The organism is Nostoc sp. DedQUE05, assembly GCF_034530955.1.
Lineage (GTDB): Bacteria > Cyanobacteriota > Cyanobacteriia > Cyanobacteriales > Nostocaceae > Nostoc.
The window spans coordinates 154196-168900 of the sequence record NZ_JAVRCB010000015.1 but is presented as its reverse complement, the minus strand read 5'-3'; the positions used below and the strand labels follow the sequence as shown (position 1 = coordinate 168900).

11 protein-coding genes are annotated in these 14705 nt (G+C 40.7%); 3 read left to right on the top strand and 8 right to left on the bottom strand.

The genetic code is table 11. The features are described from left to right. Positions 1–327: 327 nt before the first annotated feature. A complete protein-coding gene (locus RMZ42_RS13955) occupies positions 328–693 on the top strand; it encodes a VOC family protein (protein ID WP_322671959.1) in 366 nt (121 codons plus the stop codon). A gap of 193 nt (positions 694–886) precedes the next feature. On the opposite strand, the gene RMZ42_RS13950 is transcribed toward RMZ42_RS13955, so the two are convergent. Beyond that, positions 887–2158 (bottom strand): hypothetical protein, encoded by a 1272-nt coding sequence (locus tag RMZ42_RS13950; protein WP_322671958.1) that lies wholly within the window; start codon positions 2156–2158, stop codon positions 887–889. 25 nt (positions 2159–2183) lie between these two features. Continuing rightward, on the bottom strand, positions 2184–3257 hold the full coding sequence (murG, locus tag RMZ42_RS13945; protein WP_322671957.1) for an undecaprenyldiphospho-muramoylpentapeptide beta-N-acetylglucosaminyltransferase: 1074 nt from the start codon (positions 3255–3257) through the stop codon (positions 2184–2186). Positions 3258–3341: 84 nt separating this feature from the next. On the opposite strand from murG, the gene RMZ42_RS13940 reads away from it, so the two are divergent. Both RMZ42_RS13940 and RMZ42_RS13935 read left to right on the top strand, forming a co-directional pair. Beyond that, positions 3342–4181, top strand: a complete 840-nt coding sequence (locus tag RMZ42_RS13940; RefSeq protein ID WP_322671956.1) for a nuclear transport factor 2 family protein — start codon at positions 3342–3344, stop codon at positions 4179–4181. Between the two features lie 145 nt (positions 4182–4326). Then, complete coding sequence (locus RMZ42_RS13935; RefSeq protein WP_322671955.1) at positions 4327–5100, top strand: SDR family oxidoreductase; 774 nt, start codon at positions 4327–4329, stop codon at positions 5098–5100. A 651-nt stretch (positions 5101–5751) separates the two neighbouring features. Here the strand turns inward: RMZ42_RS13935 and RMZ42_RS13930 are convergent. The 6 genes from RMZ42_RS13930 to RMZ42_RS13905 form a co-directional block, all read right to left on the bottom strand. Further along, positions 5752–6375, bottom strand: a complete 624-nt coding sequence (locus RMZ42_RS13930) for an O-methyltransferase (RefSeq protein ID WP_322671954.1) — start codon at positions 6373–6375, stop codon at positions 5752–5754. A 70-nt stretch (positions 6376–6445) separates the two neighbouring features. After that, positions 6446–7330 (bottom strand): NAD(P)-dependent oxidoreductase, encoded by an 885-nt coding sequence (locus RMZ42_RS13925; protein WP_322671953.1) that lies wholly within the window; start codon positions 7328–7330, stop codon positions 6446–6448. A 458-nt stretch (positions 7331–7788) separates the two neighbouring features. After that, positions 7789–8511: a carbonic anhydrase gene (locus RMZ42_RS13920; protein WP_322671952.1), complete on the bottom strand. Its 723-nt coding sequence runs from the start codon at positions 8509–8511 to the stop codon at positions 7789–7791. A 999-nt stretch (positions 8512–9510) separates the two neighbouring features. Continuing rightward, positions 9511–13227, bottom strand: a complete 3717-nt coding sequence (locus RMZ42_RS13915) for a diguanylate cyclase domain-containing protein (protein ID WP_322671951.1) — start codon at positions 13225–13227, stop codon at positions 9511–9513. Between the two features lie 405 nt (positions 13228–13632). Then, the gene (locus RMZ42_RS13910; protein WP_322671950.1) at positions 13633–14040 is read right to left on the bottom strand and encodes a response regulator; all 408 of its coding nucleotides are present in this window, start codon (positions 14038–14040) and stop codon (positions 13633–13635) included. Positions 14041–14244: 204 nt separating this feature from the next. Next, a complete protein-coding gene (locus RMZ42_RS13905; protein WP_322671949.1) occupies positions 14245–14622 on the bottom strand; it encodes a response regulator in 378 nt (125 codons plus the stop codon). Positions 14623–14705 lie beyond the last annotated feature (83 nt).

Below are 14705 nucleotides of genomic sequence, written 5' to 3'. Positions count from 1 at the left end.
TGGATGGTTGTTGTCATTGTTTTATGATTGCGGTTATTTATGAATCAGGCGGTTTCGTCTTTGCCTGTGAAACTACTTTACACTGCTTTACAAAATTTAATCAAGTTTTATTACTTCAGTAAAACTGATACGAGTTATCAGGTTTGCTTATTTAAGCTTGAGCTTTAGTGTTTGCAGTTGTTCACAATACTGTTGAACCCAGGATTTAGATATATTTACTCTGGTGTTAGCGCCCAAAAGATAAAATAGAAAGGAACATTATTGTTATCGACTCTGAAATTGAGAGTTGATATGGATTAGTACCAAAATTAGGAGGGAAGGTGTGACATGACAATTACTCTAAATCACACCATAGTGCCCGCACATGACAAAGAAGCAGCGGCGAGGTTCTTTGCAAAAATTTTCGGTTTAGAGGTCGAGCATCCCGTTGGTCACTTTGCTGCTGTACATATAAATGATGCATTAACGCTTGACTTCGCCGACGCTGAAGCGTTCGAGTCACATCATTATGCGTTCCACGTTAGTGATGAAGAATTTGATGCAATTTTTGCACGCATCAAAGAAGCAGGTATTGAATACAGCAGCGACCCCATGCATCACAAGAAAGGACAAATTAACCACAGAAAGGAAGGTCGTGGCTTCTATTTCTATGACTCCGATGGTCACAACTTAGAATTGTTAACCCGTGCATAGATTTTTGACATCGGGTCAAGCCCTTCGGGCAAGGGATGCATCTTTATTGGGAAAGGGCAAAGGGAACCCCATAACTAAAGTTAGGGGCTTGATATGAGGCGAGGACGCTGTATTTCTCGTACTACGTATCTCGAAATACATCTTTTTCCTTTCTCTTTAACCTTTTCCCTTTCCCCCCTCTTTGGTCAATGCATTACTTCTTTACTAAAAAATATGCCGTAGCATAGTCCGGTATTTGGCTGATATTCTGCCCAAATTCTGTTTTATTCTTAAAAATACCTGCCAAAAAATCGAGCTGATAAAGATTGGGTAAAAATGCTCCGCCTGTATCGGCGATGACTCCCATTTGCAGATGTTTGCGACCACCTTGAGTATGCTCAATTACAATCACTTTACCTAAACCGATATTTAAAACATCTCCAGCAAAAGTAACTCCGGGTTTGATAGAAATTTTTGCATCTATTTTGTATCCATAGCCTTTAATAGCATCAACTTCTCTAAAATACCAATAACGCTTTTGTGCTGTTGCCTTTAATCCACGGATATAAGCCATTCCATTGTTTCTATCTACATTAAAAAATGCCTTATAACCATCTGTAAAATTAATCAGGATTGTTCCTTCCATAATTGCTTCTTCTAAGCCATTTCTGGTTAGATAAGCAAGAGTATTAACTTTTCCAAATTCTCGACCACCTGGTTCATAAATACCAGATAAAACATCTTGCTTTGTGTATCGAGTGTAGAACTTATCGTTATTCGAGTTATCTTTTAAGCTATAAATTGGTATATTAAAAGTAGAGGTTTTCTTGCGGGAACCAGGGTGAGTAAATACAGCATATTTGGTAATTCGTAATTGTTTTTGCTGTTTAGCTTTGGGGTTGTAAGCAGACCATTTAATGACTCGAAAGTTGGTATTAATAAATTGAGAGTCTTGTAAACGAGTAGCCCGATTATTAGCAATATCTTCCTTCAAAACAGCAATCATGAAATCCAAAGTCTTAAGGACATCTGCTACAGTAACTCCTTGAGTTGCAAGCACTCCTGTACGCATAATATCTGGATCTTCTGAAGCATAATCTTGAAAATATTTTCTAGTATTAACGAGAACAGTTAATAAATCTCTTTGATTAAATTTAACCTTACTATTTGGTAGTTTTCCTGAAGTAGCAATCTGGCTGCCATTAATGTTAAATTTATATTTTTTGAACTCATCAACAACTGGATAGGGTGTAGATGCTGTTAACAAATTCTGTCGAGATGTAAAAGCATTTTGAGACTTAGAGTTAAGTCGATCGCTATCTTTATTTGAAGTCAGAGAAATCTGCGATTGAAGTAGGGCAGAATTTTCTTGTTGAGTAAATGACTGTTTAGTTTTTGAGTGGGTATATAGATAACTACTTGCTAAACTGACAAGTAATAAGGCAGCACAACCTACTCTAAAGCGAAGTTTTTTGCTCAATAACATATTCTTTAATGCTAAATAATCAACGTTATGTTTCTATCACCTCACGCACTAACTGCGCCAATTTTTCGGCACTATCAGGAACTGCGATCGCCTTTGCTTTTTTCCCCATGTTTGCTAACTCTTGAGGTGACTGCAATAAATTCAACACACTACTTTGCAATACTTCAGTTGTCAACTCAGATTGCTTCAACGTTAACGCTGCACCCGATGAAGTAAATACGTCTGCATTGTAAGATTGATGGTCTTCTGCGGCAAAGGGGTAAGGAATCAAAATCGCAGGCGTTCCACACACTGCTAATTCTGTTAAGCTACCTGCGCCAGAACGACTAATGGCAAGAGTTGCTCGTTGCAATAACGCTGCCATATTGTTGTAAAAAGGCAAGGCTATGTACTGTGGATGTTTGAGACTATCTGCTTGGGGATCGCGATCGCCAGTTAAATGTACTACATAAACACCAGCATCAAACCAAGCTTTTGCAGATTCGCGCACCAATTTATTTACTGCAACTGCACCCTGGCTACCACCAAAAACAACAATTAAAGGCACACCATCAGGAATAGCTAAATCTAGTGGCGCATTAATTGCCCCATCAAGAAATTGCGCTCTAACCGGAGTACCAACATAGACATTTTTGGCACGAGGTAAATACTTAGCAGCGACTTCAAATCCCAAAGCTACCGCACTACACCAAGGGCCAAAAAAGCGAGTTACTTTACCTGGTAAGGCGTTAGATTCGTGGAAAACCACGGGTAAACCGAGAGAACGCGCCGCAATCACGGCTGGCCCGGCAATGTAACCGCCAGTGGTAAACACCCCTTGAAAATTTCCCTGTTTGAGAATTCGTCTGACTTCTAGAATCGAAAGGGCGAGTTTACCCAAAATGCGAATCGAGGAAACTCCAAACCCTTGCTGAAACCCTTCAACTGCAATAGTATTCAAGGGATACTGTTTCGGGACAAGTTGAGTTTCTAGGCGATCGGGTACTCCCAGCCATTCTATTTGATAATCTGGAAGTTTTTGTGCCAGGGCGATCGCTGGAAACAAATGTCCACCAGTCCCACTGGCAGCTATTAATAATCGTATCGGTGCGTTTGCCATCAAACCTCTACCGTTTAGCGTCTAGCTTAACTAAGATAAAACAATTTGCTTACTTTCTCTAATCAAATCAGTAAACTCTTACCCATGACTAACATTATTACCGCCTTAGTGAGACGACAACTCAAATTCCCAGCAAATATTTGGCTAGTTTCGTTTCTGCTGACTATTGGTTTAACAACTGGTTGGCAACGTACTCAGGCGACGACACCACAGCAATTATCCCAAGCCACAACAGCCCAAAATGCACCAGCTGCTTTGACAAACCTGTTGACACAAGTTGATACCGCCGCCAGCCGAGGCGATATCAGAGGGGTGTTGCAATTTTACAGTCCCAATTTCACTCATGGCGATGGATTAAACCTCCAAACCCTGGAAAAGTCTTTGACTTCACTTTGGCAACGATATCCGAAATTGCAATACAGCACGAAACTGCTATCTTCAAAACCTGAAGCCAATGGAATTATTGCTGAAACAGAGACGAAGATAACTGGCTTACCCTCTGGTAACGGTAATAAGTTAGCTCTCAATGCCACGATTAAATCGCGTCAGCGCATTGAAGGCGGAAAAATAGTCCGCCAAGACATTTTGTCAGAACGCACCCTGCTTACTTCTGGTAGTAATCCGCCCCAAATTGATATTAAATTACCCCAGCAAGTGCAAGTCGGTCAGAAGTATAATTTTGATGCGATCGTTCAACAGCCACTTGGTGATGATTTTTTACTAGGAACGGCCTTAGAAGAATCTATCCAACCAGATAAATTTCTTAATCCTACACCCGTCGATTTGGAATTACTGACATCTGGCGGATTGTTTAAAGTAGGACAAGCACCATCTACCCCAGGTAGCCAATGGATTTCTGCTGTCATCCTGCGAGGTAATGGAATGACAATGGTAACTCAGCGCTTGCAAGTGGTGAAGAAGTAGTTAGGAGTTAGGAGTTAGGAGTTAGGAGTTATAGACCGATTGATGATAAATTATGAACGATGAAACTTGTGCTAATTCATAATTCATAACTGTTAACTCCTCACTTCTAACTATCTTTGTTTACTTTTCACTCCTAACTATCCTAATGACTTCCCTACAAAATCAAATCATTTTGATTACTGGTGCAAGTAGTGGTATTGGTACTGCTTGTGCAAAAATCTTTGCTGGTGCGGGTGCAAAACTGATTTTAGCAGCACGAAGGTTAGAACGTTTGCAGCAGCTAGCAGATACTCTGAGTAAAGATTTTAGTACTGAAATTCATTTATTACAGCTAGATGTGCGCGATCGCCATGCTGTTGAATCTGCTATTGCAAATCTACCCCCTGCCTGGTCTGACATCGACATTCTCATTAATAATGCTGGCTTGAGTCGTGGTTTAGACAAGTTACACGAAGGCAGCTTTCAAGACTGGGAAGACATGATTGATACTAACGTTAAGGGTTTACTTTATGTCTCCCGCTATGTCGTTCCAGGAATGGTAAGTCGCGATCGCGGTCATGTGGTAAATTTAGGTTCCATCGCCGGACATCAAACCTATCCCGGTGGCAATGTCTACTGTGCTACCAAAGCTGCTGTGAGAGCCATTTCTGAAGGTTTAAAACAAGACCTGTTGGGTACGCAAGTCCGTGTAACTTCTGTCGATCCTGGTATGGTAGAAACGGAATTTAGCGAGGTACGCTTTCACGGAAATACTGAACGCGCCAACAAAGTCTACCAGGGAGTTACACCCCTAACAGCAGATGATGTGGCTGATGTGATATTTTTCTGTGTGACGCGATCGCCCCATGTCAATATTAATGAAGTTGTGCTAATGCCTGTTGACCAAGCTAGCGCTACCCTAGTTAATCGACGAACATAAAAGTAAGCGATCTCATCCCATTCTCAAAAAGCTTACCTCTGCCACTTACTCTACTCAAGAGACATTTGGTAGAAAAAATGTAGAGACGTAGCAATAGTACGTCTCTACTAAGGTTCTGGATAATGCATATTTAATTTCACTAAATATTTAAAGTCTTAGAGTTTATGTTTCAGTTTACGTCTAGAGAGTTTGTTAAGCCTTTAAGTAAGTTGGCGAGAAAAAACATAACTATGTTAATAAAGATAAACGAAGCTCAAACTCTCTTTCCTTCTGCCTCCTGCCTCCTGCCTTGCCCTGACGATAAATATTCACGACGACCTACTTACCAACTCAGCTAGAGTAAAGAACTCTTAACCCAAGCGTATTGGATTTTAATTGTAAATTAACCTATTTAATAACTTTTCTTAACTGTGTTTTACGAAGTATTTAGTTATTGTATTTAAGGATACGCAATTATTTTTTATAAATAAGCGCTAATCTAATCAAACATGGCCAGAATATACTATACCTTCCTGGCAGGGGGACTTGTTATATAGTCCCTGCTGGGTTTATTTATTACAAGCTTTAAGTTTTTTCTAAATTTTTATGAGTTGGCGTTAGTGTAGATCGACTCAAACATCGCCAACACTATTTTCAAGGCAGGTATATTGGCTATTGGTCAGCCGTGACGATCGCGATCGCAAAGCCGTCATATCCTTTGCTACCCACAGTCTGGATTGCCGTGGCGTTGACGCGTGGCTCAGAAGCAAGCAGTTCGTTGAAGCAACGCACCCCCTGAACGCTAGGATCGTTGCTACTGGAATCAATCACCGCTCCGTTACGCACAACATTATCAGCGATAATCAGGCTGCCGCGACGGGAAAGCTTGAGCGCCCACGCGAAGTAATCGGGATTACTTGGTTTATCAGCGTCGATGAAGATTAAGTCAAATGGGCTGTGACCTTCGGCGGCAATCTGTGGCAGTGTAGAGAGGGCTTGTCCGAGGCGGAGGTCAACAACGTCAGACAGACCAGCGTGAGCGATATTGGCGCGGGCAATTTCGGCGTGCTTTGGGTCAGCTTCCAGTGTGATTAGGCGGCCATTGCTGGGTAACGCCCGCGCCAGCCAGATCGTACTGTAGCCGCCCAGTGTGCCAATCTCTAAGATGCTTCGCGCTCCTTGGATTTGCGCCAACAGTAACAACAGTTTGCCTTGGTTTGGCGAAACGTTATGCGGCGGTAGTCCGGCGGCGGCACTGGTTTGGAGGGCTTTATCCAGCACGGAGTCTGACGGCACAAGCAGATCGGTAAAGTAACGATCGACCGCAGTCCATTGCTCTTGAGTCATAGATTCTCAGTTTTTACGATTAAGTGTCACTTGCTTCATTGGAAAGGATTGTAATGATTTCATCCAACGGGCGATCGCGATTAGACTTTTCTGGTGTTTCTTTACCCAAGGAGGTTTCTTTCACCAAACGGTAAACGTTAGCTGCTCCGTAAAAAATCTGCTCTGTCAGACCTAACTCTTTAAAGGTTTCTGCAATCTCTTCCATCTCTCCTACCCAACGATGTGCTTTCGGTGTCATCGTGGGAATGGAACGCGTTAAAATACTAGCAAGTTCTGGTTGACTATTAGATATTTCATCCCATAGTTCCTTATCTAAACCTAAACGATGGGCTGCAATTAGTAATTCTGTGCCAATTGCTGTAAGCCCCTTTGTCAGTGCTGCATAGGACATTTTCAACCCGGAAGCCTGACCAATTTCATCACCAATTACCCGTACATCCAGTCCGCGATCGCGCAGTTGTTGGAGTTGATTTGCCTGTTTTCCAGAAGTGTAAATGCGGGTGCGATTGGGAACTCGCGGTGGTGGGCCAATAATTGATGCATCTACAAATGTTCCTCCAACTGATTCAATCAAGTGGCCGATATTTATGACTTTTTGGGGTGCGATCGCATTACAATCAACGTAGAGAATGGGTTTACCAACATTGGCGATCGCCTCAGCTACTTGCTTCGCCGCTTGGGTAGCCACTGCCGGGACTAGAACTGACAACACCACATCAGATTCAATGACCAATTGTGTGAGGGAACCCACATCTTGGATGTTGGCTGCGGCTGCTAATTGCCGAGTTCGTTCACTGCGATCGTCTAGGGCTGCAATAGTTTTCAATCCATGTTGATTGAGAACAGCTGCGATCGCCTGTCCCATATCACCCGGACTTAAAATACCAATAGTTTGGATAGGCATGGAAAGTTTTATATTTATTTTATGGCTGACAAGTTAATTCAAGTAATTGAGTAGTCATCAACTACGATAAATCGATGTATATGCCGTACTTTAATCAAACCACGGATAAGCTTAACAAGCAAGCTATCTGCTGAGAGATATGTAAGAGGTAGGAGCAAAACCAGTACGGTTCGGTTAACGTTTTTATATTTTGAAGATCCCCCCAACCCCCCAATTTATTGGGGAGCAAAAAGCCTCTTTTACCCCCTTTTTAAGGGGGTCGCCGTAGGCGGGGGGATCTTAACCGAACCGTATTGGCAGCAAAACAATCTTTATATATAAGGATTTTGATGAATTGCAATAGGAAATGGCAATTTCTCAAAATCAACTAGATTTATTTCAATTTCTAATAGGGATTTTAATGAATTGCAATACACTAATATAGTGTAAGAATCCTACACTGGAAATGTGGGAGATATTCAAGTAAGAATGTTGACTTTACCAGTATCAATATCGTAACAAGCACCAACAATTTTTAGTTTACCTTCACGAAGCAATTTAGCTAAAATAGTTGAGCTTTCTTGCAACTTTTCAGTTTGATATTGAATGTTGGCTATAACTGCATCTTGCATATTATCGCCAGTTCTGAGCTTTACCCTTTCTACAGATGGTTTGATACCTTCAATAATCAAACCAATTCTGCCCGGAAGTGGTTCGTTTTTGATTGCTTCTGCTACTGCACCACATCTTCTATGACCCAAAACCATAATCAACTGCGAACCCAATACTGCTGTAGAATATTCCAGACTACCTATAACCGTGTCACTGACAACATTACCAGCAACTCGCACGACAAATAAATCTCCAAGTCCTCGATCGAAGACAATTTCTGCGGGTACTCTAGAATCTGCACAGCCCAATATGGCGGCAAAGGGATACTGAGCTTTCGCAACTAATCGCAGGTGTTCTAGTGATTGATCGGGATATTGGCGTTTTTGATGGATAAATCTTTGATTACCATCAAGCAAGCGTTTGATGGCTTCATTTGGACTGATTGAATTAGGGTTAACTGGGTGAATATCAGCAACAGCAGTTTGCTCTGTATTCCAAAAGCTATCACCAAAAGTAGTAGCTGCAATACCTACAACACTGGCGAATTTCAAGAAATTACGTCGCCCGACAAATCCATTAATTCGACTCATCAATCTACCTGACAACAATAAAGCTGTTCCCAAGAAGATATCAGACTTAATTAAGATGCAAGAGTACTTGATTACACGGTTTAAGAGTCATTTAATATTCGCGTGATTTCGAGTGGTTAGAATCCCATCTGGTTTAGCGATGAAAGCAGATGAACAAGCGATATAAGAGAGTCATTATAGCGGCTTTATCGCTTCTATTCTAAATTATAACAACTAATAAAATATAAGTTTTTTAAAAGGTTTTTGGAGAGACATTACTTAAAATATTCTGTAAATATAGGGATATTATCTTTCAACCTATTAGTCAAACTATTTTAGAGGATGTTTGAAAAGTTTAATTTCCAATACTTTTCAAACATCCTCTAAAAGCGATAGTGTAGCTCGTTTGGTATTTGCTTATTGATTCATTCAAACACAAAGCTCTGTTCTGACGTTCATTTTCAAAAATTTGTGGTTGATTGAAATTGTTTCTTTGGCTAATAGTGTGTTTTTTCTAGTCAAATTTAAAGTACTTTTATCTAAACTCAGGTTAGGCATCTCTTGCCAGCAGTGGCGGCAGAACCAGTAGGTTTCTTGTAAACGAATGTGACGAAGCATTTGGTTGGAACAGCAAGGGCAGTTTGTCATAAAATTGTTGTTTTATTAAAAAAATTAAACACAAATAAGTAGTTTGCTCTTGGCTTAACTACCAACAGCTTTAATTTATAAACAGAAAATAAAGAACTAATAAAGAAATGATAGTAGTTAAAAAACTTTAGAAAATATTAACAATTACTTGATTAGCGTAGGATCGCAAGAACCGCAGGCATCACTCACTCTCTAAGCTCGACTTTATCCATTTTTACGAAACCCAAAACCTGACACTGAAACCTTTGTGGGACGGTAGTTTTACTTTTTAGATTTAACCGATAATCAGTGACATGGAAAAAGTTTTTGCCAAAAAGCTAGGGTTTTTGCCGTATCAAGATAAGCAAGTTCTTAATTTTGGATAAAGTCGAGCTAAGACAGTCTATTTATACAAGAACGATTACGCCCGTTTGCTTTGGCTTGATAAAGGGCTTGATCTGCTGCCTCAATCAAATCTAAAGGAACCATACTGGGTGTCGGAATCACTGTAGCAATTCCGATACTCAAAGTGACGTGGTGCATCACAGGCGATGCCGCGTGGGGAATATTTAGCTGTTGGATAGCTTTATGAATTTCTTGGGCAACGTGAAAAGCCCCATCACTAGCAGTGTTAGGCAAGATGACAACAAACTCTTCTCCACCATAACGAGCAGCTAAATCTCTAGAACGTTTGACATTTTGTTTGAAAGCTTGGGCAATAAAGCGCAAACAATCATCTCCGGTCGTATGACCATAAGTATCGTTATATTGTTTAAAATAATCAATGTCGCATAAAAGTAGTGAGAGAAAACCTTGTTCTCGTAAAAGATATTGCCAGGTAGAATTAAGTTTAATATCAAAACATCGGCGATTGGCGATTTGAGTTAATTCATCCACCATTACCATATTTTCAAGCTGCTGGTTGGCACGCTGCAATTGTTGATAAAGTTCTGATTGCTGAATAGCGATCGCTACCTGTGTTGCCAATTGCTGAAGCAGTTCGCTTGCCCAAGATTGCCACTGACGCGGGGCGCTGCAATGATGAGCAACCAAAAGACCCCAAAGGCGATCGCCTTGTAAAATTGGTACAACTAGCTTGGCTCTGACTTGCAACTTTTCCAATAACTCTACATGACAAGGGGCAAATCCGGCGGTGTAGATGTCTGGAGTAACTCTGAGCGTACTTTCTGGATAAGACTGTCCCTGTATATTGACAAAATAGCTGTCTGTAATTTCCATATTCAAAATCGATTGCCAACCTGCTGTTATAGACTCCGTGACAATCACACCACTCCAATCACGGTTAAAGCGATAGATGATGACGCGATCGGTTTGCAGAAAATGTCGAACTTCAGCAACAGTTGTGTTTAAGATTTCATCCAAGTCTAAAGACCTACGGATATGTTGAGCGATCGCATAAACCATACGTTCCCGTTCTGTTTGCTGTTGCAGGGCAATTTGTGCCTGTTTGCGGTCTGTGATATCTGTAAATGATGTCACCACCGCAGATGGTTTTGATTCATCCGATTCAAACAGTGGCTGAGAATTGATTGAAATCCAAGTCAAACTGCCATCAGGTTTATGAACTCCCATAATCACGTTAAATTGGGGTTGTCCGGTGCGTAAGGTGACAACAGCAGGGTGAGTTTCACCTGGAAAAGAAGTACCATCTTCATGAATCGCTCGCCATAGCAAAGCGATGGAAGTTCGCCCCATCATTTGATCGGCTGTTAACCCTAAAATTCTTTCGGCACTGTCATTACAGGTGGTAATGCGTCCATCGGATTGCTGTAGGACAATACCTTCTGCCATCGCTGTAATTACGGAACGATAGCGTTGTTCGCTTTCTCGCAGCGCTTCTTCCATACGCTTGCGTTCAGTAATATCAGTATGAGTTCCTAGCATCCTTAGGGGAAAACCATTCTTGGCGCGACTCGAAACTTGACCCCGATCTAAAATCCACTTGTAGGTTCCATCCTTGCACTTAATCCGATATTCACTGACATATTGTTGGGTTTCACCGGACAAATGCTTGCTAACCTCCTCGTAAACCCTCGCTTTATCATCAGAGTGAACCCGCTGTTCCCATTCACTGAGGGTATTTCCAACTTCATGCTCTGCAAACCCTAACATTTCTTTCCATCGCCGGGAAAAAAAGACTTCGTTAGTTTCAGCATTCAAATCCCAAACTGCGTCGCCATTTCCTTCCAAGGCATACTGCCATCTTTCTTCACTGGTTTTGAGTGCGGCTTCGATTTGTTTACGTGAGGTGATGTCTTCAAAAATGTATAACCGCCCAAAGTATCGATCCTGAGTATCCCGAATTTGACTGGAAAAGCGGCGAATCGTTCGCCCATCGACAAATAAAATTTCATCCTCAATCGTGCAACGATTTTCTTCAGACTGCAACGGTTTATAGGATTCGACAAATGCCGATACATCGACAATTGAAGATATACAATCAGGAATGATGTCATTATTTTTTAAAGCACCCAAACGCATTTGGTCTTCTAGATGTTCGATGCCCCAAATTTTACAGAAGTGGTGATTGAAATAGAGTATTTCATCGGTACGATTGTCAACAACAAAAAATCCCAGCAAAGAAGTTTCAGTCATAGAACGCAGCAAAGCTTCCCGCCAGCGCAATTCTGATTCTGTACGCTGGTGTTCTTGTAGTGCAGCTTGTTGCTTGGTAATATTGTTTTCGTTGACGAGGATGATGGAGTTACCTGTTACTGGATCGCGGGTGCATCGTATATCGATCCCATGCCATTGAATTCCCTCAGTAGTAAACACCTGAGCCTCTATGCTGAACGCCTCACCGCAATTAATCGCTTTCATAGCTTGTTGTCCAATACTCTTGTCAACAAAGTGACTCAGGAAAATATTCTCAGCTGACGAGTTAGGGTACAGGGTATCCCGATAACAGCGAAGGGCTGCCGGATTTTGCATCAAAGGTACACCATCGATCGTGTAAAGCGAGATCATTACTCTGGTGTGACGTAGGGCTTCAATCGATCTGAGTGTTTCTCGATCGATCTGATTGATAATTTCTGTCGATCCTTCAACCAGCATCGCCATTCGCCCTTCTTCAATTTGAATCCCAGAAAAGATACAGCGCAGAGAAACAGGTTTTCCTTCTGGGTAAAATGTCCAGTTTTCAGTGATGGTTTTCCCTTGCTGAAATTCTTGCAAATAGCTTTGCATTCGAGTGTGAGTAGACTGGGAAACATCACTGAAGTTGCGACTGAGCAATTCTTCTCGACTTTGAGCATTCCAAATATGCACAGCGGATTGATTCGCCCACCACATCTGCAAGTTTTGAATATCATAAATCCAAACTGGAGTTTGTAATCGGTCAAATGCAATCAAGTCTGCAACTGATATATTCTTTGGCAATGCTGTTCTTGTGATAATGGAACCTCTAAAATTCTGATACAGAGTTCTTTTGATTGATTTTAACTTTGGCTGAACTGTCAAATTTTTCAGGTTTTGATTCAGTTGCAGCGTTAGTTTTTGGCAGGATGTAGCCTTTTGCCGATGGCGTTCTGCTTCCCCAAGAGCGATTCCTAGTTCTGCGGCTATCAGTTGGAAATACTCAATTTCTAAAGAACTCCATTGACGCGAACCACTGCACTGGTGAGCAATTACTAAGCCCCATAAATAAGGATATGTACTAGAAACTCCATCAAGTTCTTGATTATTGACTAAAATTGGTACTACTAAATTAGCTCGAATCTGCAAGTCTGTTAATAGTTTTTTGTAACAAGGGTCAAGGTTTGTAGTATGAATGTCTTCAATGACACTAACGCTTCCATCTCGATATCGCTCTACCCATATCGCATTGAAGCAACGATCGTAAATTAATTGCCCTAGAATCGGTTTCCATCCATTACTTACAGACTCTTCTACGATGACTCCATCTCCATCCGGCAAAAAACGATAGATAATGGCGCGATCGCTTTCTAATGTTGTTCTAACTTCGCTGACAATAATCTTGAGAATTTCACTCATTTTAAGTGACTGATGAATTTGATTGGCCAGCATCCTAATTCGATCGAGGATTTGCTTTAAATCAATTTCAGAACCCGATAGACGATTGAACAGCATAGTCATAATCTATGTATATGCACTTAGGTAGATGTAAGATTTTTCTCTGGTATTTAATTTTATTCCAAATTACCTAAAACGTTAAGTTAAATTTAAGCTTAAACTTGATATACAGCAGAATTCAGAAGTAAAACAGGCTTTATACCTGGCTTTGAGACGAATCGTTGCGTACTTTACTTTCTTTAAAATCCGCTGTAGCAATCCAAATTGAAACGTGAGAAAATATATAGGCAGAAAAAAAGTATCTATAAGTGTTTTAGCGATTTTATTTTTTACTAATAATTTAAGATTGCTATTATTGGTAATAACTTCTTGATTTTATTAAACTTATTAAGTTTAGGTATCAAAGTCTTCTTAATTCTGACTTCTTACGGATGTTTTACCCATTCTTGTTTAATCTTTTAGTCAAGTAAAATCCCAACCCAGCAATTGAGCAACTTGAGACGGGAGGGTAACTGGATTAAAGGGTTTGAGAATTACACCTGCAACTTGATACTGTCGCAAAATTTGCGAATCCAACCATCGCGCTTTCGCACTGAGCAACACTACAGGAATAGCTTGAGTTTCTGGATGATTTCTTAGTTTATTCATAAATTCAAAACTAGCCAAATCGCGGATTGAGATATCTAATACAATCGCATCAGGAGTATAGTGTACTGCATTCTGCAATCCTTCTAATGGAGAATCTGCTGTCACCACATTCCAACCAGCTAAATCTTGGAGGCAAAATTTTACTATCTCACGGACATGCAGTTCATCATCAATGAGCAATATCGTTTTGCCGATTATATTTACCTCCTTTAGCATATTCATTTGATTTCATATACCTTTTTTGGTTACAGATATAGCAAGGGACTGGGGACTGGGTGAAAAGCCTTTTTGTGTCTAAGTTTTATCGTCTGTTGATGTCCTAACCACCAAGGCTTGTGCTATAAAAGGTTTTTATCTGTAACCAAAAAATACATTACAAAAATAAAAAACTAATAAAGATATAGATTTCGTTACCAAACTTAACTATTAATCGTCCCACCCCAGAATCTCACTAACTTCGTTGCAAATAGAGGTGGGTTCAAAAGGTTTGGTGATAATTCCGGCAATTCCCATCTGGGCGAAACGGGCGCGATCGCTCCCTTGGACTTTCGCTGTTAATAGAATCACTGGAATCCCTTGGGTTGCTGAATTTGCCTGAAGTTTTTCGTAGACTGCAAAGCCATCCATATCAGGCATAGAGACATCAAGTAGAATGGCATCAATGGGTTCTGTCTGGGCGATTTTTAATCCTTCTAACCCTGATGCAGCTGTCAGGGTGTCCCATTCTCCTAAGTCTTCTAAACAAGCTTGCACTAATTCGCGGATTCGTTCTTCATCATCCACAATTAACAATTTTTTAGTCATTTGTCATTTGTCATTTGTCATTTGTCATTGAGTATGGGGATTGAATCTTCAATTTTGAATTTTGAATTTTGAATTTTGAATTG

Coding starts and splice junctions, on each gene's coding strand:
- RMZ42_RS13925 (WP_322671953.1), bottom strand. CDS start 7,330: ATGCCTATCCAAACTATTGGTATTTTAAGTCCGGGTGATATGGGACAG.
- RMZ42_RS13915 (WP_322671951.1), bottom strand. CDS start 13,227: ATGCTGTTCAATCGTCTATCGGGTTCTGAAATTGATTTAAAGCAAATC.
- RMZ42_RS13905 (WP_322671949.1), bottom strand. CDS start 14,622: ATGACTAAAAAATTGTTAATTGTGGATGATGAAGAACGAATCCGCGAA.
- RMZ42_RS13940 (WP_322671956.1), top strand. CDS start 3,342: ATGACTAACATTATTACCGCCTTAGTGAGACGACAACTCAAATTCCCA.
- RMZ42_RS13950 (WP_322671958.1), bottom strand. CDS start 2,158: ATGTTATTGAGCAAAAAACTTCGCTTTAGAGTAGGTTGTGCTGCCTTA.
- murG (WP_322671957.1), bottom strand. CDS start 3,257: ATGGCAAACGCACCGATACGATTATTAATAGCTGCCAGTGGGACTGGT.
- RMZ42_RS13935 (WP_322671955.1), top strand. CDS start 4,327: ATGACTTCCCTACAAAATCAAATCATTTTGATTACTGGTGCAAGTAGT.
- RMZ42_RS13955 (WP_322671959.1), top strand. CDS start 328: ATGACAATTACTCTAAATCACACCATAGTGCCCGCACATGACAAAGAA.
- RMZ42_RS13920 (WP_322671952.1), bottom strand. CDS start 8,511: ATGAGTCGAATTAATGGATTTGTCGGGCGACGTAATTTCTTGAAATTC.
- RMZ42_RS13910 (WP_322671950.1), bottom strand. CDS start 14,040: ATGAATATGCTAAAGGAGGTAAATATAATCGGCAAAACGATATTGCTC.